At 71.1% G+C, this 16,822-nt stretch carries 19 protein-coding genes; 5 read left to right on the top strand and 14 right to left on the bottom strand.

What is annotated here, in order from left to right; translation table 11 throughout:
* Positions 1–38 precede the first annotated feature (38 nt).
* The gene (locus OVA15_RS08225; RefSeq protein WP_204782190.1) at positions 39–920 is read left to right on the top strand and encodes a 1,4-dihydroxy-2-naphthoate polyprenyltransferase; all 882 of its coding nucleotides are present in this window, start codon (positions 39–41) and stop codon (positions 918–920) included.
* Positions 921–999: 79 nt separating this feature from the next.
* Here OVA15_RS08225 and OVA15_RS08230 read toward each other — a convergent pair whose 3' ends face one another.
* Together OVA15_RS08230 and OVA15_RS08235 are read right to left on the bottom strand one after the other, a co-directional pair.
* Positions 1,000–1,293: a DUF4229 domain-containing protein gene (locus OVA15_RS08230; protein ID WP_024289871.1), complete on the bottom strand. Its 294-nt coding sequence runs from the start codon at positions 1,291–1,293 to the stop codon at positions 1,000–1,002.
* A gap of 50 nt (positions 1,294–1,343) precedes the next feature.
* A complete protein-coding gene (locus tag OVA15_RS08235) occupies positions 1,344–1,838 on the bottom strand; it encodes an RrF2 family transcriptional regulator (protein WP_268144262.1) in 495 nt (164 codons plus the stop codon).
* A 175-nt stretch (positions 1,839–2,013) separates the two neighbouring features.
* Here OVA15_RS08235 and OVA15_RS08240 point away from each other — a divergent pair, with 175 nt between their 5' ends.
* Entirely contained in the window at positions 2,014–2,916 is a 903-nt protein-coding gene (locus tag OVA15_RS08240) for a sulfite exporter TauE/SafE family protein (protein ID WP_326493271.1), read from the top strand.
* A gap of 149 nt (positions 2,917–3,065) precedes the next feature.
* Positions 3,066–3,503 carry a PLD nuclease N-terminal domain-containing protein gene (locus tag OVA15_RS08245; RefSeq protein WP_024289869.1) on the top strand — a complete coding sequence of 146 codons (438 nt, stop codon included), beginning with the start codon at positions 3,066–3,068 and terminating at the stop codon, positions 3,501–3,503.
* Between the two features lie 25 nt (positions 3,504–3,528).
* Here the strand turns inward: OVA15_RS08245 and OVA15_RS08250 are convergent, their stop codons facing one another.
* The 12 genes from OVA15_RS08250 to OVA15_RS08305 all read right to left on the bottom strand — a co-directional run bounded on the left by OVA15_RS08250 (position 3,529) and on the right by OVA15_RS08305 (position 14,499).
* Positions 3,529–4,182: a maleylpyruvate isomerase N-terminal domain-containing protein gene (locus tag OVA15_RS08250; protein ID WP_024289868.1), complete on the bottom strand. Its 654-nt coding sequence runs from the start codon at positions 4,180–4,182 to the stop codon at positions 3,529–3,531.
* 92 nt (positions 4,183–4,274) lie between these two features.
* Complete coding sequence (ccsB, locus tag OVA15_RS08255; RefSeq protein WP_268144265.1) at positions 4,275–5,378, bottom strand: c-type cytochrome biogenesis protein CcsB; 1,104 nt, start codon at positions 5,376–5,378, stop codon at positions 4,275–4,277.
* On the bottom strand, positions 5,375–7,081 hold the full coding sequence (resB, locus tag OVA15_RS08260; RefSeq protein ID WP_268144267.1) for a cytochrome c biogenesis protein ResB: 1,707 nt from the start codon (positions 7,079–7,081) through the stop codon (positions 5,375–5,377). Before resB ends, ccsB begins: the two co-directional genes overlap by 4 nt.
* Positions 7,082–7,194: 113 nt before the next feature.
* The gene (locus tag OVA15_RS08265) at positions 7,195–7,953 is read right to left on the bottom strand and encodes a cytochrome c biogenesis CcdA family protein (RefSeq protein WP_024289865.1); all 759 of its coding nucleotides are present in this window, start codon (positions 7,951–7,953) and stop codon (positions 7,195–7,197) included.
* Between the two features lie 10 nt (positions 7,954–7,963).
* Positions 7,964–8,626, bottom strand: a complete 663-nt coding sequence (locus OVA15_RS08270) for a TlpA family protein disulfide reductase (RefSeq protein ID WP_024289864.1) — start codon at positions 8,624–8,626, stop codon at positions 7,964–7,966.
* Between the two features lie 79 nt (positions 8,627–8,705).
* Positions 8,706–9,380 (bottom strand): histidine phosphatase family protein, encoded by a 675-nt coding sequence (locus tag OVA15_RS08275; RefSeq protein WP_204782195.1) that lies wholly within the window; start codon positions 9,378–9,380, stop codon positions 8,706–8,708.
* A gap of 47 nt (positions 9,381–9,427) precedes the next feature.
* Positions 9,428–9,715, bottom strand: a complete 288-nt coding sequence (locus tag OVA15_RS08280; protein WP_024289862.1) for a glutaredoxin family protein — start codon at positions 9,713–9,715, stop codon at positions 9,428–9,430.
* Between the two features lie 142 nt (positions 9,716–9,857).
* Positions 9,858–9,956 (bottom strand): 30S ribosomal protein bS22, encoded by a 99-nt coding sequence (locus tag OVA15_RS08285; RefSeq protein ID WP_009882927.1) that lies wholly within the window; start codon positions 9,954–9,956, stop codon positions 9,858–9,860.
* A gap of 203 nt (positions 9,957–10,159) precedes the next feature.
* Entirely contained in the window at positions 10,160–11,170 is a 1,011-nt protein-coding gene (locus OVA15_RS08290; RefSeq protein WP_268144284.1) for a FadR/GntR family transcriptional regulator, read from the bottom strand.
* Positions 11,171–11,198: 28 nt separating this feature from the next.
* On the bottom strand, positions 11,199–12,545 hold the full coding sequence (gene gdhA, locus OVA15_RS08295; RefSeq protein ID WP_204782196.1) for an NADP-specific glutamate dehydrogenase: 1,347 nt from the start codon (positions 12,543–12,545) through the stop codon (positions 11,199–11,201).
* A 136-nt stretch (positions 12,546–12,681) separates the two neighbouring features.
* Positions 12,682–13,332, bottom strand: a complete 651-nt coding sequence (locus OVA15_RS08300; protein WP_268144286.1) for an ArsR/SmtB family transcription factor — start codon at positions 13,330–13,332, stop codon at positions 12,682–12,684.
* 51 nt (positions 13,333–13,383) lie between these two features.
* The gene (locus OVA15_RS08305) at positions 13,384–14,499 is read right to left on the bottom strand and encodes an acetoin utilization protein AcuC (RefSeq protein ID WP_268145667.1); all 1,116 of its coding nucleotides are present in this window, start codon (positions 14,497–14,499) and stop codon (positions 13,384–13,386) included.
* 213 nt (positions 14,500–14,712) lie between these two features.
* On the opposite strand from OVA15_RS08305, the gene OVA15_RS08310 reads away from it, so the two are divergent.
* Both OVA15_RS08310 and OVA15_RS08315 read left to right on the top strand, forming a co-directional pair.
* Complete coding sequence (locus OVA15_RS08310) at positions 14,713–16,140, top strand: TrkH family potassium uptake protein (RefSeq protein WP_268144288.1); 1,428 nt, start codon at positions 14,713–14,715, stop codon at positions 16,138–16,140.
* A gap of 28 nt (positions 16,141–16,168) precedes the next feature.
* Positions 16,169–16,813: a potassium channel family protein gene (locus tag OVA15_RS08315; RefSeq protein ID WP_006213769.1), complete on the top strand. Its 645-nt coding sequence runs from the start codon at positions 16,169–16,171 to the stop codon at positions 16,811–16,813.
* Positions 16,814–16,822: the final 9 nt, after the last annotated feature.

The raw sequence follows: 16,822 nt of genomic DNA on the forward strand, positions 1-16,822 counted from the left end.
GGGCCGGTTCACAGCCGTCGGCCGAGGAGGTCCTGTTCGTGGCTACACCTGCGCAGTGGGTCGAGGGCGCGCGCCTGCGCACCCTGCCCATGGCCCTGGCCCCGGTCATCGCCGGCACCGCCGCCGCCCAGTCCATGTGGGGCTCGGACGTGGTGCGCGCGCTGCTGGCCTTCGCCGTGGCGCTGCTGCTGCAGATCGGCGTGAACTACGCCAACGACTACTCGGACGGCATCAAGGGCACCGACGACGACCGCGTGGGCCCCATGCGCCTGGTCGGCTCCGGGGCCGCCGCACCGCGGCAGGTGCTGGCTGCCGCGCTGGGCTGCTTCGTGCTGGCCATGGTGGCCGGCGTCGCCCTGGTGGCGCTGTCAGGCCAGTGGTGGTTCCTGGTGATCGGCGCCTCCGCGGTGCTGGCCGCCTGGGGCTACACCGGAGGCCCCTGGCCCTACGGCTACCGCGGGCTGGGCGATGCGGCGGTGTTCGTCTACTTCGGGCTCGTGGCCGTGCTGTGCACCGCCATGACCCAGGCCGGCGAGCTGAACCTGCAGGCCTGGATCGCCGCCGTGGCCACGGGACTGTTCGCCTGCGCGCTGCTGATGGCCAACAACATCCGCGACATCCCCGGCGACCAGGAGGTCGGCAAGCGCACCCTGGCCGTGCGGCTGGGCGATCGCTGGGCCCGCGTGGTCTTCACCGCCGAGCTCGGGCTGGCCTTCGCGCTGCATGTGTTCCTGCTCCCGCAGAACCCGTGGTTCCTGCTGGTGCTGCTGGCGGCCCCGCTGGCGATCATGGCCGCGCGCACCGTGCTGGGTGCCACCGAGCGCACCGCGCTGATCCCGGTGCTCAAGCAGTGCGGGATCCTCAACCTCGTGTGGTCCGTGCTGTTCCTCATCGCCGTGGTGGCGCACCAGAGCCTGTGAGACAGGCGGCCCTGCGTTCAGGGCCTCAGCGGCCGCGTTCAGGGGCCCGGGCTGGTGCGCCCGGGCCCCTTCCGCATCCTCAGGGAAGGTCGTCCTCGCCGCGGCTGCGGCGGTAGGCGTCGGCCTCGGCGTCCTCGTCCCGGGTGTCGCGCAGGCGCTCTCGGCTGCGGGGCTTGGGCGAGCGCGAGATCGCGCGGTTGAGGTCCTCGCTCGCGGCGATGTGCAGCTTGGGGAAGAAGAGATAGCACACCGCGAACGCCACGATCACGGCGGCGATGCCGGAGAAGATCAGGCCGAGGTCCAGTGCCATGAACAGCACGAACGCGACGGCGAGGATGGCCAGGCGCAGGGCGGAGTACTTCAGGAAGTTCACCGGAGCATCCTACGGCCCGCCCCTGGATGCGGCCTCCGCGCGCACGGGCATCAGCCCTGCGAGCGCCCGCCCTCGATCGGCCAGCGGTCCGTCCAGGCTCCGGGCTCCTCGGCGAAGGCCCGCACGTGCTCCGGGAAGCTGCCGGTCAGGACATCTGCCAGCGTGACCTCGTCGAGCACCCGGCGCATGGCCGAGCGCAGCGCGACCCACACGACCGGCAGGTGCTCAGCAGCACCCGTGTAGGCGGTGTCCGACGGGCGCTGCCCCCGGATGCCGGCCAGCGGCCCCTCCACCGTGCGGATCACCGCGCCGATTGTGATCTCCTGCGCCTGGGAGGCCAGCCGGTAGCCGCCTGCGGCTCCGCGGCGGCTGACGACGAGCCCCCCACGGCGCAGCTGCCCGAGGACCACCTCGAGGAACTTGGCCGGCAGCTGCTGACGCTGGGCCAGCTCCTGGGCCGGCATGGCGGCGGTGCCCGCCGCGTGCGCCTCGGCGAGCATGAGCATGGCCCTGATCGCGTATTCGGCGCGTGCGGAGATCTCCATGTGTCGATTGTTTCACGGACTTTGACGCCCTTCCCAGGGCCCTGGAATGCTCGCGCACAGCAAATCCCATCATCCTGATGGGAATAGTGGATCGGCTGCGGAAGCGGCGCTCGCCCCGCCCGCGCGGCGCTGCCGAGTCCACGATCCGCCCCACCTCACTGCCCGGGAGTCCCGCATGCGCATGCTCGTCCTCATCGCCCTCGTCGGCCTGGCCGCCCAGCTCGTGGACGGCGGCCTGGGCATGGCCTACGGCGTCACGACCTCCACGCTGCTGCTCACGATCGGGGCCAACCCGGCTGCCGCCTCGGCTACCGTGCACCTGGCCGAGGTCGGGACCACGCTCGTGTCCGGGCTCTCCCACTGGCGCTTCGGCAACGTCGACTGGGGCGTCGTGGCCAAGATCGGGATCCCCGGTGCGATCGGCGCCTTCCTGGGGGCCACGGCCCTGTCGAACCTCGACGCCGCTGCCGCCAGGCCCTTCATGTCCGCAGTGCTGCTCGCCCTGGGCCTGTTCATCCTGGTGCGCTTCACCGTTGGCGGCCTGCGCAGCGATCGACTGGGACGAGCCATCCCCGCACGGCTGCTCGCCCCGCTCGGGCTCTTCGCCGGCTTCATGGACGCCGCCGGAGGCGGCGGCTGGGGCCCCGTCGGCACGCCCGCCCTGCTCGCCGACGGCCGCCTGGAGCCCCGGAAGGTCGTGGGCTCGATCAACTCCGCGGAGTTCCTGGTCACCGTGGCCGCCTCGCTCGGCTTCCTCTTCTCCCTGGGCAGCCAGGGGATCACCTGGTCCTGGGTGCTGGCCCTGCTGATCGGGGGCGTAATCGCAGCACCCATCGCCGCCGCGCTGGTCCGCCGCGTCCCCTCGCGCGTGCTCGGCCCGGCCGTGGGCGGGCTGATCGTGCTCACCAACGCCCGGACCCTGCTCGGGGCGGATGCGCTGGACGCCCCTGCGACGGTCTCCCCACGCCGTGCTGCTGGGGATCGCCGTCCTGTGGCTGGCCGCCGTCGGCTGGTCGGTCCTGCAGCATCGCAGCGGCTCGCATGCGGGGAGCGTCTCGGAGGCGACGACCGCCGATGAGGTCGCGAAGCCGACGGCCGCGGCCGCGAGCGGGTCGTCCGCTGCCCAGTGCTCGGAGTCGGTGCACTCGGCGCGCTGAGGACGGGACCCGGACGTCGCGGCCCCGTCGCGATTGATCGCGGGGTCGGGCCTCCCCGTACGATGGAGACATGATCCGAGCAATCCTCATCATCGGCGTGATCGCTCTGGCTGTGGGCGTGATCATCTACTCGCTGATCGACTGCGCGCGCTCGGACGCCCGCGACATCCGCGGCCTGCGCCGCGGTCCGTGGCTGGCGATCATCCTGCTCCTGCCGGTCATCGGCGGCATCCTGTGGCTGACGCTGGGCCGCCCGCGCTACGCCTCCCCCGGCTCCGTCCCCACCCGCGGCAAGGGCCCGGACGACGACCCCGAGTTCCTGCGCCAGCTGGACCGCCAGCGACGCCAGGCCGAGCGCGAGCGGCAGCGCCGCGAGCAGCCCGGCGAGGAACAGGCCGGCGACGATCCGGCCGATGAGCCGCAGTCCGACCAGGACCGGGCCCCGGGCTCGGAGGACCCGGACGACGACGCGCCGAGCGCCCCCGGGGCGGATCCCTCCGCGCGCTGAATCCCTCGGGATCCCCGCGCGCAGCTCAGCCCCAGGGATCGAGCTGCGGCGCATCCTGCGGGTCTGCTCGACCGGCCAGCCAGGCGAGCAGCCGGTGCTGGCTCGACAGCGATCCCCAGCGCTGCGGGACGGTTGCGAGCAGCTGCGGAAGGTCCCAGGCCACGTACTCCTGAGGCCAGTCGGCGGACGTGTACTCGAGGCCGAGGTCCACATGATGCATCTCGACCTCGCGCAGCCGGTGCGCCGGCTCCTCGCTCGTGCCGTAGGAGTCGCGGCCCAGGAGCTCAGGGTGGGGCCAGCCCGCCGCATCCATGGCGGCGAGCACCCCGTCCAGACGGCCGCAGGACTCCTGCAGGTCGCGCAGGATCTGCGCCGCGGGCCGACCCTCGCCCTCGTCGATCTCGTCCCGGCGCTGCTGCGCACCACCGGGATACCTCGGCTCATCCGCTCCCCGAAGGGATGCTGCGAGTCGGCGGCTGTGCCCGTCGGCGTTGCGCGCCAGGTGGGTCAGCACGTGCCCGATTGACCACTCCGGCAGCAGCGAGGCACGTCGGATCTGGGCGTCATCGAGGCCTGAGGCGGTGCCGAGCAGGCGCTGGTGCGCCAGGCGCACAAGCTCTGCGGCGCGACGGGGCTCCGTAGAGAGGTCGCCGGAAGGATCGTCCATGGCAGCGAGCATGGCACCCCCTCCTCCGAGCTCACCAGACCCGAGACCCGCCCGAGAACTGCCATGAGGGGCGGTCCGGGAAGCGGAGGGAGCCGGAAGCCGGCTCACAGCCCCGAGTAGGAGTGCAGGCCCTCGAACAGGGTGTTCACGATGAAGTAGTTGAACAGCACGCACAGGAAGCCTGCGATCGACAGCCAGGCCGAGCGGGTTCCGGTCCAGCCGCGGGTGGCGCGGGCGTGGAGGTAGGCGGCGTAGACCACCCAGATGACGAAGGTCCACACCTCCTTGGGATCCCAGCCCCAGTAGCGGCCCCAGGCGTCGCGGGCCCAGATCGCGCCGGCGGCCAGGGTGAAGGTCCAGAACACGAAGCCCACGCTGTTGAGGCGGTAGGCGAAGTTCTCCAGCGTCTTGGCCGAGGGCACCGAGCGCATGAAGGCCCAGCCCGGCTCGCCGCCGTCGAGGATGCGGCGCTCGCGGCGGTCCTGGATGAGCTGCAGGATCGACATGGTGAAGGTGACCGCGAAGATCGCGGACGACGCCACGGCGATCGAGACGTGGATGATCAGCCAGTACGACTGCAGCGCCGGCTGCAGCGGGGAGACCGGGGTGGGGTAGGCGATCGTGGCCATGGTCAGCAGCAGCGTGACCAGGCCCGAGATCATCACGCCCACGAAGCGCAGATCGCGACGGATCAGCATGATGAGGTAGATCCCGGCGATGATCAGCGCAGAGGTGGTCGAGAACTCGTACATGTTGCCCCACGGCACGCGCTGGGCTGCGATCGCTCGGGACACCACGGCCACGAGGTGGATCGCGAAGGCCATGACCATCAGCACGATGGCAGCGCGCGCTGCCGGGCGGCGCTCGGAGGTGCCATAGCCCATGCGGGAGTCGGCGACCTGGCCCTCGAGCTTCTCCGAGACGCCCCGGCGGCTTCCGGCGCGGTTGCCCGCACCGGAGTCGTTGCGCTCGTCGCGCTCCGGTTCCTCCGGCCCGGAGGCGCTCGAGGCCCCGCCGCCAGCGCCCACGAGCTCGCGGCTGCGGGAGGAGCTGCGCGCTGCCGTGCGCTTCTCGGCCTCGCTCAGGGTCTTCGAATGGGACGCCATGTCCCAGGCGAAGCAGATGAAGACGCAGAGGTAGACCAGGGCGGCCAGGAGCATGAACAGCTCCGACCATGTCCCCAGCGCGGTGTTCACTTCAGTGCTCATGCTCGTGATTCTCCCACCTTCGAGGCGCCGGGCGCCTCCGCATCCTCATCGACATCGTCTGCGACGCCGATGTGCTCCCATTCACCGCTGAACAGCTCGTGCAGCGCCTCGTCCTCGGACTCCAGCCGCGGGTCCTCCCCGCGGGCCAGCAGAGCGTACTCCAGGACCGCGCGCGGCCCCTCCGGGGTCTGCTCGGTGCGCACTCGCACCCAGGCGCGGCGTCGCACGATGAACAGCGACATGATCAGCCCGGCGAAGGCCAGGATGAACGAGATGAACACCCCGGCCGTTCCCGGATCGTAGTTCACGTCCAGCCCGACGTAGCGCTCGGTGCCCAGGTACTCGATCTCCCCCAGGCCGTTCGGCAGCTCGGCCTTCGGGTTCTGCTCGTTGAGCACCAGCGGACCGCCGGGGGTGCTCGGCGAGGCCTGCTCCTGCAGACCTTCGACGTCCAGGACGTACACGTTCTGGGGCGCACCGCTGTCCAGGCCCAGATCGCCCGAGTACACGGACAGCACCAGCGTGGGGTTGCCCAGGTCGGGGTCGATCGACGTCAGCTGGCCGGAGGCCTCGTCGACGTAGCCGGTCGGCAGGAACGTGCCGGTGAAGCCGAGCTGCTCGGGCTGGGAGTCCGGGACCTTCAGCGTGAACGCCGAGATGTTCGTCAGGTCCTCGGGGACGGTGATGACGGGGCCCTCATACGCGACGTCTCCGTCGCCGTCGGTGACCCGCACGGTCGGCGCGTAGCCGTTGCCGATCAGGTACGAGCGCACCCCGTTCGAGGAGACCGGCTGATTGGTCGACAGCTTCTCCTGGCGCGGCTCGTCGTCGGGACCGTCCTGGACGGTGACGTCGGCGTCGAAGCCCAGCGGCTGGCCGTAGCTGCCGGGGTCATCGGTGTCGCGGTTGTAGTCGATGTGGAAGTCGTCCACGGTCAGCGTGAACGGGGCCAGCCAGTCGGCGTCGTAGTTCGAGCCCGGGGTGAACGAATCGTAGCTGATCAGCGAGTTCGCGAAGGTCTCCCCCACCGTCAGGATCTTCTGGCCCTTGAAGCCGAACATCGCGCCGACTGCCATGAAGATCAGGATGCCGAGCAGGGCCACGTGGAAGAGGATGTTGCCGACCTCCTTCCACATGCCGCGCTCGGCGCCCACCGACGGCGTCGGCGTGTCCATGTCGCGCAGGTGCACGCGGTAGCCGCGCTTCTTCAGCAGCGCCGCGCTGCGCTCGACCATCTCCGCGGCCGACGGGGCCTCGGTGCCATCGGCCCCGCCGATGCGCAGGCTGCGGTGCACGGGCAGGCGGGAGAACCGGCGCGGTGTGCGCGGGGGCTGGGCCCGCCAGGCCTGCCAGTGCTTGCGAGCGCGCGGCAGCACGCAGCCCACCAGCGAGATGAACAGCAGCAGGTAGATGGCCGCGAACCACACCGAGGAGAAGACGTCGAACATCTGCAGCCGGTCCAGGATCGGTCCCAGCCGCGGGTTCGAGTCGATGTAGTCGTTGACGGCCGCGACGTCCTGGACCCGCTGCGGGAAGATCGAGCCCGGAACAGCGGCGACCGCCAGCATCAGCAGCAGGAACAGCGCCGTGTTCATCTTGGTCAGCTGGGCCCAGGCCCAGCGCAGCATCCCCAGGGGCCCCAGCGACGGAACGGTCACCTCCTGGTTCGATCCTCCCCCGGGGTCCTTCTGCGCTGTGCTCACTGTGCTCCCTCGTCCGCTGCGGGCGCCGTGCGCCCTGGTGTGCTCATCCCTGCCCGTGCCGTGCTCCTGTCCGGGAGCCGGGGCATCATCCTGTGCGCTGTCCATCCTCCGCCTCAGATCACCGGCACGAAGTCCTGGACCAGCTCCGACTGGATCCACGAGACGAAGGCCGTCCATACGCCGCTGACCATGAGCAGGCCGATCACCACGAGCATCAGCCCGCCGAAGCGCTGCAGGGCCACCCGGTGCCGCTTGAAGAAGTCCAGGGCGCCCATCCCGCGGCGCAGCGCCAGGGCCGCGATCAGGAACGGGATGCCCATGCCCAGGCAGTACACGACGGTCAGCAGCGCGGCCTTGCCCACCGAGGAGCCGCCGCTGTAGGCCAGGGCCTGCACCGCCGCGAACGTGGGCCCGATGCACGGGGCCCAGCCCAGTCCGAACGTGATGCCCAGCAGCGGGGCACCCCACAGCCCGGGAGGCGGGCGCCGCTCGATCTTGCGCTCGCGCTGCAGGGCGCCGATCCCTCCCATGAAGACGAGCCCCATGACGATCACGAGCACCCCGAGAACGACCATGACCCAGCCCTGACCGCGCAGCCACGGCAGCGCGCCCAGCTGCGCCAGCACGACCGACATCAGCAGGAACACCAGGGTGAAGCCGAGCACGAACAGCCCGATCCCCGCGAGCATCCGCCCGCGCTTCTGCTTCTGCAGGTCGATCCCGGTCAGCCCGGTGACGTAACCCAGGTAGCCCGGCACGAGCGGCAGGACGCAGGGCGAGGCGAAGGAGACCAGCCCCGCCAGCGCCGCCACCGGCAGCGCGGCCAGCAGCGAGCCGTCCAGGACGGTCTCGGCGAAGGGATTGCCGTCGATCACGAGCGCCTCAGGCCGACGTGACGTCGTCGAGGACGGTGCGCAGGATCGAGGGGTCGGCGATGCCCAGGATCCGGGTGGCCACGCGCCCCTGGGAATCGAGCACCAGGGTGGTCGGCACGGCCTGCGGCGGGACGTGCTTGGACAGGGCCAGCAGCACGCCTCCGTCGCGGTCCTCGAACGACGGGTACGGGATCTCGAAGGTGCGCTCGAAGGCCTCCGCAGTGGCCTGCTCGTCGCGCACGTTCACGCCGTAGAACGCGACACGGTCCTCGAAGTCCTGGGCCAGTTCGACCAGGTCCGGGGCCTCCTTGCGGCACGGAGCGCAGCCGGCGTACCAGAAGTTGAGCAGCACGGGCTTCCCGCGCAGCTGCTCGCCGGTGACCTCGGTGCCGTCGAACAGCGCGCCCTCGAAGTCCACGGGATCGGAGCGGTCGTCCTCGGGGTACTCGCTCACGGAGCCGTCCCCGGCGATGTATCCGGTGTCCCCGCCGGCGTTGGCCTGCTGCGCGAGGTCGTCCTCCTTGGCCGAGCAGGCGGAGAGCACCAGGGCCCCCAAGCCTGCTCCGCCCAGGCCCAGCAGCGCGCGGCGCGTGGGACGGACCCGGGCGTCCTCGGCCGCGCCAGCGGCGCTGTCGACGTGCGGGCGGGCAGTGCGGGGAGGACGGATCACGATGCGCTCACCTGAGGATGGGGTTCGGAACGGACGAGGGGCGCGGGCGGTGCGGAGGGGCCCGCGGAGGCGCGGGCCATCATGACCCGGGAAGCTGGTTGACCCCTGAGTAGAGGTGCGCCGACGGCTCCGCATAGGTCACCGCGGGTCGGCGCCCGGAGTCGAGGTCAGTGAAGTGCAGGGAGGTCAGCGACCCCAGGTTGCACTGCCGCTTGCGGGGGTCATGCGGCAGGCGGCGGCCCTCGGCCGAGAGGCGGGTCAGCCAGATCGGCAGCTGGTGGGAGACGATCACGGCCTCCGCGCCGTCGCCGCCGATCTCCACGGCCCGGCGCCCCGCCGCCAGCGCCGCCTCGGCCATGCGCGCCACGATGCTGCGGTACGGCTCACCCCACGACGGGCGCAGCGGGTCGATCAGGTGCGGCCAGTGCACCGGCTTGGCCAGCTCGGCGGCGTCCACGTGGTGGCCCTCGAAGTGGTTCCAGGGCTCGATCACGCGCTCATCCGGGTGGATCTGCAGATCGAGGGCCTCGGCCACCGGCTGCGCCGTCTGGCGGGTGCGCAGCAGCGGCGAGGCCACCAGGTGCACGATCCGCGCGCCCTGCTCGTCGCGTCGCTGGGCCAGCGACTGGGCGGCGACCCGGGCCATCTCCTGGCCGCGCTCGGCCAGGCGGAACTCGGGCAGGCGGCCGTACACGATCCGGTCCGGATTGTGGACCTGGCCGTGACGCAGCAGATGGACGATCGCTGAGGACATGGGGGCCATCATCCCAGACCCGGGCACAGGGCTCGAATCGAGCCCGCTCAGGCCCCGCGCCGGACGAGCAGGCGCTCGAGCCTGCGCGGGTCGATCTGCCAGAAGTCGCGCTGCCGGCCGTCGATCAGCAGCACGGGGACCTCGATCTGCCAGCGCTGGGTCTGCTCGGACTCCGGCAGCTGCATGATGTCGGTCTCGGCCCACTCCAAGCCGTGGCGCTGGGCTGCGGCGGCGACGGTGTCGCGGGCCGCCTGGCACAGGTGGCACCCCTGACGGGTGATCAGCCGCAGCGGCGGCACGGAGAGGTCGATCTGCCCCGGGGTCTGCTCGGTCATCGTCCGATCCTATGACGAGGGCGCCGCGCCCCCTCCACGAGGCCGCGCGGCCGGCAACGCGGCGTCATGCGAGGCTGCTGCCGCGCATGCCGAGGGGCCCCGCTCGCGAGAGCGGGGCCCCTGTCGGCTCACTGCCAGCAGGTCACTTCTTGTTGCGACGCTGGTGGCGGGTCTTGCGCAGCTGCTTGCGGTGCTTCTTCTTGGACATGCGCTTGCGGCGCTTCTTGATCACAGAGCCCATGGGCTTCCCTCACTTCACGTTTCGTTGGTCCGAACCGGCGCGGCGCGTCGGCGCGCTGCTGCCCGGCACGTCTGGCGCGACGGCCGTTCCGGTGCGCGACCGGGTGACGACGAGGCGGGCATGACCCGCCCAGTCGAGAATTCGTTCCCCGGAAGTCTACCTGCTATGCCCCGCAGGGTGGTATTCCGCCGGGGCCGACGCCCTCAGCCGCCGGTGGACTCCGAGTCCTCGGCGGACCGGGAATCCTGCGCTGCCGGAGCGGCGCTCGGCGAGCCGCCCGCCTGGTTCTGCTCGGCGCTGCCGCCCTCGGCATGCGGCGCAGCCGGCATGGCGCCGGTGGCGGCCTCCGTGACGGGGCCGTCGTGCGAGGCCCCGCGACCGGCGGCCGCCGCCTGGACCAGTCCCCCGGCCCGCGACGACGCGCGCCCCGGCTCCTGGCCCTCGTCCTCCGAGGCCCAGACCCGGCCCGAGGCCGTGGGCCCGGGGATCAGCCCCGTGGACACGGACTCGGGACCGCGCGTGCCCCGATCGGGATCCACTCCGGCCTCGACGTACTGGTACTCGATGTGCTCCTCGACCAGCCGGGCGGCCAGGTTGCGGTCCCCGGCGAGCACCGCCGAGAAGATCGCCTGGTGCTCGGCCCGGATGCGGTCCACGGTCTTGGACCACAGGGGCACATGGCCCACCAGCGCCATCGTGTACTCGTAGATGGAATCCCGCAGCGCCGACATCAGCGAGGCGACGAGGGTGTTGCCCGCCGTCTTCACCAGGGCGATGTGGAAGCTTACGTAGTGGTGGTGGAACTCCTTGAGGGAGATGTCATCGCGTGCCATCTCCCGCAGGATCGCTCGCAGCTCCGGCATGGCCGGGCTGCGGTAGTCCGAGCTGCGCAGCGCCCAGGTCTCGAGCAGGACCCGCGTCTGCACGATGTCCCTCAGCGGATATGCCGCTGTGGCCATGTGCAGCTGCAGCGCGGGTCCTGCCGAGGAGGCCGGTTCGCGCACGAGCATGGGCAGGATCGACTTGCGGCTCCCCTCGTAGAGCCGCAGGACGCCCTGCGCCTCGAGGATCTTGAGGGCCTCGCGCATGGTCCCGCGGCTCACGCCGAGGATCGCCGCGAGGTCCTTGTCCGACGGGAGCTGCTGTCCGAGGACCAGGTTCCCGTCGAAGAGCTCGTTCTCCAGCCATTGGAGGACTCGTCGATGTGTTGCCATGTGCTCAGCCTACGTTCATCCTGCCTGCTCAGATGACGCCCTGGGCCAGCATGGCGTCGGCGACCTTGATGAAACCGGCGATGTTGGCGCCCGCGACGTAGTTGCCCGGCTGGCCGTACTCGTCGGCGTGGGCCGCGCAGGTGTCGTGGATGCCCTTCATGATCTCGGTCAGGCGGGTCGAGGTGTAGTCGAAGGTCCACGAGTCGCGCGAGGCGTTCTGCTGCATCTCCAGGGCGGAGGTTGCCACGCCGCCGGCGTTGGCCGCCTTGCCCGGGGCGAAGAGCACGTCCGCCTCCTGGAAGATGTGCACGCCCTCGGTCGTGGTGGGCATGTTGGCGCCCTCGGCCACGGCCAGCACGCCGTTCTCCACGAGCTTGCGGGCATCCGCGCCGTTGAGCTCGTTCTGCGTGGCGCAGGGCAGGGCGACCTGCGTCGGCACCTGCCACAGCGAGGCCTTGCCGACCTCGGTGAACCGGGCCTGGCCGCCGCGGCGCTGGACGTAGTCGTTGATGCGCCCGCGCTCGACCTCCTTGACCTCGCGCAGGATGTCCAGATCGATGCCGTCCGGGTCGTGGACGAAGCCGCTGGAGTCCGAGGCGGTGACGACCTTGGCGCCCAGGCTCTGGGCGAGCTGGATGGCGTAGATCGCCACGTTGCCCGAGCCGGAGACGGAGACGGTCTTGCCGTCGAAGTCGTCGCCCTTCGTCTTGAGCATCTGGCGGGCGAACTCGACGGTGCCGTAGCCGGTGGCCTCGGTGCGCACCAGGGAGCCGCCCCAGGACAGGCCCTTGCCGGTCAGGACGCCGGACTCGTAGCGGTTGGTGATCCGCTTGTACTGCCCGAACAGGTAGCCGATCTCGCGGCCGCCCACGCCGATGTCACCGGCAGGGACGTCGGTGTACTCGCCGATGTGGCGGTAGAGCTCGGTCATGAACGACTGGCAGAAGCGCATGACCTCGCCGTCGGAGCGACCCGACGGGTTGAAGTCAGCGCCGCCCTTGCCGCCGCCGATGGGCATGCCGGTCAGCGAGTTCTTGAAGATCTGCTCGAAGCCCAGGAACTTGACGATGCCGAGGTAGACCGACGGGTGGAAGCGCAGGCCGCCCTTGTACGGGCCCAGCGCGGAGTTGAACTCGACGCGGAAGCCGCGGTTGATCTGGGTGCGCCCCTGGTCGTCGACCCACGGCACGCGGAAGATGATCTGGCGCTCGGGCTCGCAGATGCGCTCGAGGATGGCGGCGTCGAGCAGCTCCGGGCGACGTGCGACCACAGGCCCCAGCGATTCGAAGACCTCGTCGACCGCCTGGATGAACTCCTTCTCACCCGGGTTGCGGGCGATGACGGCCTCGCGGACCGGCTGCAGCTTCTCGTGCACGATGTGCTCCTCTCCGGAAACGGGACCCTCGTCCCGACCAGAGGCGAGTCTGGCAGACGCAGCGCGCCCGTGGCGACCAGTGCGCTCGGCTGCCGCGGAAAACATGCGGCGGCCGGCATCCCCGGGACCGCTGCGATCAGCGGCGACGCCTGCGCAGCACCGAGGAGACCAGCCCGCTCACGCCGCGCCCGCGAGCCGGGGACTGCCCGTCCTGCACCGCGCTGAGCGGGTCCAGGCGCTGCGGCGCCGCCTCCTGGGCCGCTGATGCGGCCGGCGCAACGGCCAGGGCGGCCTCCCCGACGACGGCCTCGTCGGCGGAGGCGGCCGGCTGCTGCGGGAAGCGAGCCTGCTGCGCGGCGGGACTGCGCTGCTCGACGGGCGTCTGCTCAGCGGGTGCCGCCGGCTGCGCGCCCTCCTGGGGCTCGGGCGCCTCCTGGCTCACGATCCGCACGGGCTCGGTGCTCTGCGCCGGCTCGAGCGGCTCGGCCGTCTCGACCGGTGACGCGCTCGATGCCGCCTCCCGGTGCTGCCTGCCGACCAGCTCGCGCAGGGCCTCGGCGGTCTCCAGCAGGGGCTCTGCCTCGATGCGGTAGAAGCGCTTCTGGCCCACGGCGCGCTGATGCACCAATCCGGACTCCCGCAGCACGCGCAGGTGCTTGGAGACGGTCGGCTGGGAGGCCTCCACCGCGGCGACGAGCTCCCCGACTGCCCGCTCGCCGATGCTGAGCTCCTCCAGCAGAGCGCGTCGCGTGGGGTCGGCCAGAGCGGTGAAGACGTCCTGAGTCATTCCAGGGATCCTACCGGGCGAGGACCCGAGAGCAGGCCAGCGCGCGGCCGGTCAGTCGTACCAGGGGTCCAGGCCCCACAGCGGGAACACCGCCCGCCGCGTGGCCATGACCACGCGGTCGGTGGGGTCATCGGGGTCGAAGCCGACCTCCCACGAGCGCCACCACAGGTCGACGTCATCGCCCATCGAGGGGTGGGGGTCGGTGCCGTAGGCCTCGCGGATGTGCTCGCGCCACGCCTCGGGAACGGGGCGGGCCAGTCCGATCGGATCTCCGGTGGCCACCGCGACCAGGTGCGTCCAGGACCGGGGCACGGCGTCGTAGCAGTCGTAGCCGCCTCCCCCGGTGGCGATCCAGCGGCCCTCGCACCAGCGATCCGCCTGCCGGGCCACATCCATCATGATCTCGCGCTGGGCGTCGACGCTCACGCGCAGGTGGGTGAGCTGGTCCCTGAAGTGGGAGTCGCAGCCGTGCTGGGAGACGATCACCTCGGGGCGGAACTGCTCGATCAGCTGCGGCACGACCGCGAAGTAGGAGCGCAGCCACTGGGCGTCGTCGCTCATGGGCGGCAGGGCGATGTTCACCGCAGTGCCCTCGGCCTGCTCCCCTCCCAGCTCCGTGGCGAAGCCCGTGCCGGGGAACAGCGCCGCGCCGGTCTCGTGCAGGGAGATCGTCATGACGCGGGGATCGTCCCAGAAGATCGACTGGGTGCCGTCGCCGTGGTGGCCGTCCACGTCCAGGTAGAGCACGCGGGAGACCCCGCCCTCCAGGAGGCGATGGATGCCCACGGCGCAGTCGTTGTAGACGCAGAAGCCGCTGGCCCTGTCCGCGAAGGCGTGGTGCATGCCGCCGCTGAAGTTCACGGCGCGCACGGCGGAGCCGTCGAGCAGCGCCTGGGCCGCCTGCAGGGTGCCGCCGGCGAGCCGGGCGGAGGCCTCGTGGATGCCCGCGTAGCCGGGAGTGTCCTCGGTGCCGAGCCCGCACTCGGCGATCTCCTTGCCGGGGTCCCCGCTCACGGCGCGCACCGCCCGGATGTACTCGTCCGTGTGCGCCAGCCCGAGCTCGGAGTCCTGCGCGGCCTCCGGCACCTGAACGGCGACACCGGGGCGCGCATCCAGCCCGAACTCCCGGACCATCCGCCAGGTGGCATCCAGTCGCGAGGGGTGCATGGGGTGGTAGGCGCCGAAGTCGTACTGGAGCAGCTGCGGGCTCCAGAACAGGGCGGTGGGTGTCGTCTGCGTCACAGGCTCATTAGAACACTCCGGGCGACTCGGTCGGGACCCGGCGGCGGCACACGACGCCAACCGGGCACCAAGAGGTCCATACTGTGCGTGGATCCGAGCCGGATCCCGCCCCGCCGAGATGATCCTGGAGGCTCCACGGTGCGTGCCACCCTCGGGGCTTCTCCGCCCCAGACCGAGTCCCGCCCGCTGCGCGATCAGCTGGGCGGTCTGCGCGACCTGCTCGACCGCGTCGCCCAGTCCTCCCCGGCCCGCCTGGCCGTGCTGGTCTTCGTCGGCGTGGCCGGGCTGTTCACTCTGCTGCTGTGGCTGCCGTGGTCCTCCCACGCAGGGCGCTCCACCACCTTCGTCGACGCCGCCTTCACCGCCGCCTCCGCCGTGACCGTGACGGGGCTGACCGTCGTGCCCACCGCCGATCACTGGTCCTTCACGGGCCAGCTGATCATCCTGGTCGCCGTGCAGATCGGCGGTCTGGGCACCCTGACCATGACATCGCTGCTGGCCCTGGCGATCGGGCGCAAGCTCGGCCTGCGCTCCAAGCTGGTCACGCAGAACGCCATGAACGTCGGGCGCCTGGGCGAGGTCGGCTCGCTGCTGCGCACCGTGGCCGCGACCTCGATCGTCATCGAGGGGTCCCTGGCGCTGATCCTCACGATCGGGTTCCTGGTGGCCGGCGAGGCCCCGCACACCGCCCTGTGGCACGGCGTGTTCTACTCGGTGTCCGCCTTCAACAACGGAGGCTTCACTCCGCACTCCGACGGCCTGGTGCCCTACTTCACCGACTCCGTGCACGTGTGGCTGATCCTGTTCCCGATCAGCATGGGCGTGCTGATCGGCTCGCTGGGCTTCCCCGTCATCCTGGTGCTGCGCCAGGTCGGCTGGCTGCGGTTCTCGCGGTGGAACCTCAACACCAAGGTCACCGTGGTCACGACGCTCGGCCTGATGCTGCTGGGCTGGGTCCTGTGGGCCGGGCTGGAATGGACGAATCCAGCCTCGATCGGCGACGAGTCCCCGGGGCAGAAGATCTTCAACGGCTTCTTCGCCTCCGTCATGATGCGCTCCGGCGGCTTCAACATCGTGGAGATGGCGGACCTGCAGCCCGTCACGCTGCTGCTCACCGACGCCCTGATGTTCGCCGGAGGTGCGCCGGCCTCGACCGGCGGCGGCATCAAGGTCACGACCTTCGCCGTCGTCGTGCTCGCGATCCTGGCGGAGGCCCGCGGCGATCAGGCCGTCCTCGCCTTCCATCGCACCATCCCCGACGGCGTGCTGCGCATCGCCATCTCCGTGATCGCCATGAGCGCCACGATCGTGCTGACAGCTGTCGGGATCCTGCTCGTGCTGACCGGCGAGCCGCTGGAGCGGGTGCTCTTCGAGGTCGTCTCCGCCTACGCCACCTGCGGGCTGTCGGTCGGGCTGTCCGGGGAGATGGGCGCGGCCGGCAAGGCCGTGCTGATCGTGGTGATGTTCATCGGGCGCATCGGCACGACTACCGTGGCCACTGCCCTGGCGCTGCGATCGCGCCGGCGCCTGTACCAGTACCCCGAGGAGAGGCTGATCATTGGGTGAGCATCGCCACCGCGGCAGAAGCCATGCCGTGCCCGTGCTGGTCATCGGCATGGGCCGCTTCGGCACCGCCACCGCCCTGCAGCTGGCCTCCCAGGGCCGAGAGGTCATGGGCGTGGAGCGCGACCACACCCTCGTGCAGAAGCTCGCCGGCCAGCTCACGCACGTGGTGCAGGCCGAGGCCACGGACATCGACGCCCTGCGCCAGCTGGGCGCCGCCGAGTTCACGCAGGCGGTCGTGGGCGTGGGCACGTCGATCGAGTCCTCCGTGCTGATCACGGCGAACCTGGTGGATCTGGGCGTGGGCAGGATCTGGGCCAAGGCGATCTCCAAGGCCCACGGCAAGATCCTCTCCCGCATCGGCGCCCACCACGTGATCTTCCCGGAGGCCGATGCCGGACGGCGCACCGCCCACCTGGTCTCGGGGCGCCTGCTGGACTACATGGAGTTCGACGACGACTTCGCGATCGTCAAGATGCACCCGCCGCGCGAGACCCAGGGATTCACGCTGGCCCAGGCGGATGTGCGCGCCAAGTACGGCGTGACGGTCGTGGGCGTGAAGGCGCCGGGAGACGACTTCAGCTACGCCACCCCCGACACCACCGTGACCGCGCGCGACACCCTGATCGTGGCCGGGCACGTGGAGCTCATCGAGCGCTTCGCCGCCCGGCCCTGAGCCAGGTGG

Origin of the sequence: Kocuria sp. SL71 (genome assembly GCF_026672465.1) — a bacterium.
Taxonomy (GTDB): Bacteria; Actinomycetota; Actinomycetes; order Actinomycetales; family Micrococcaceae; genus Kocuria; species Kocuria palustris.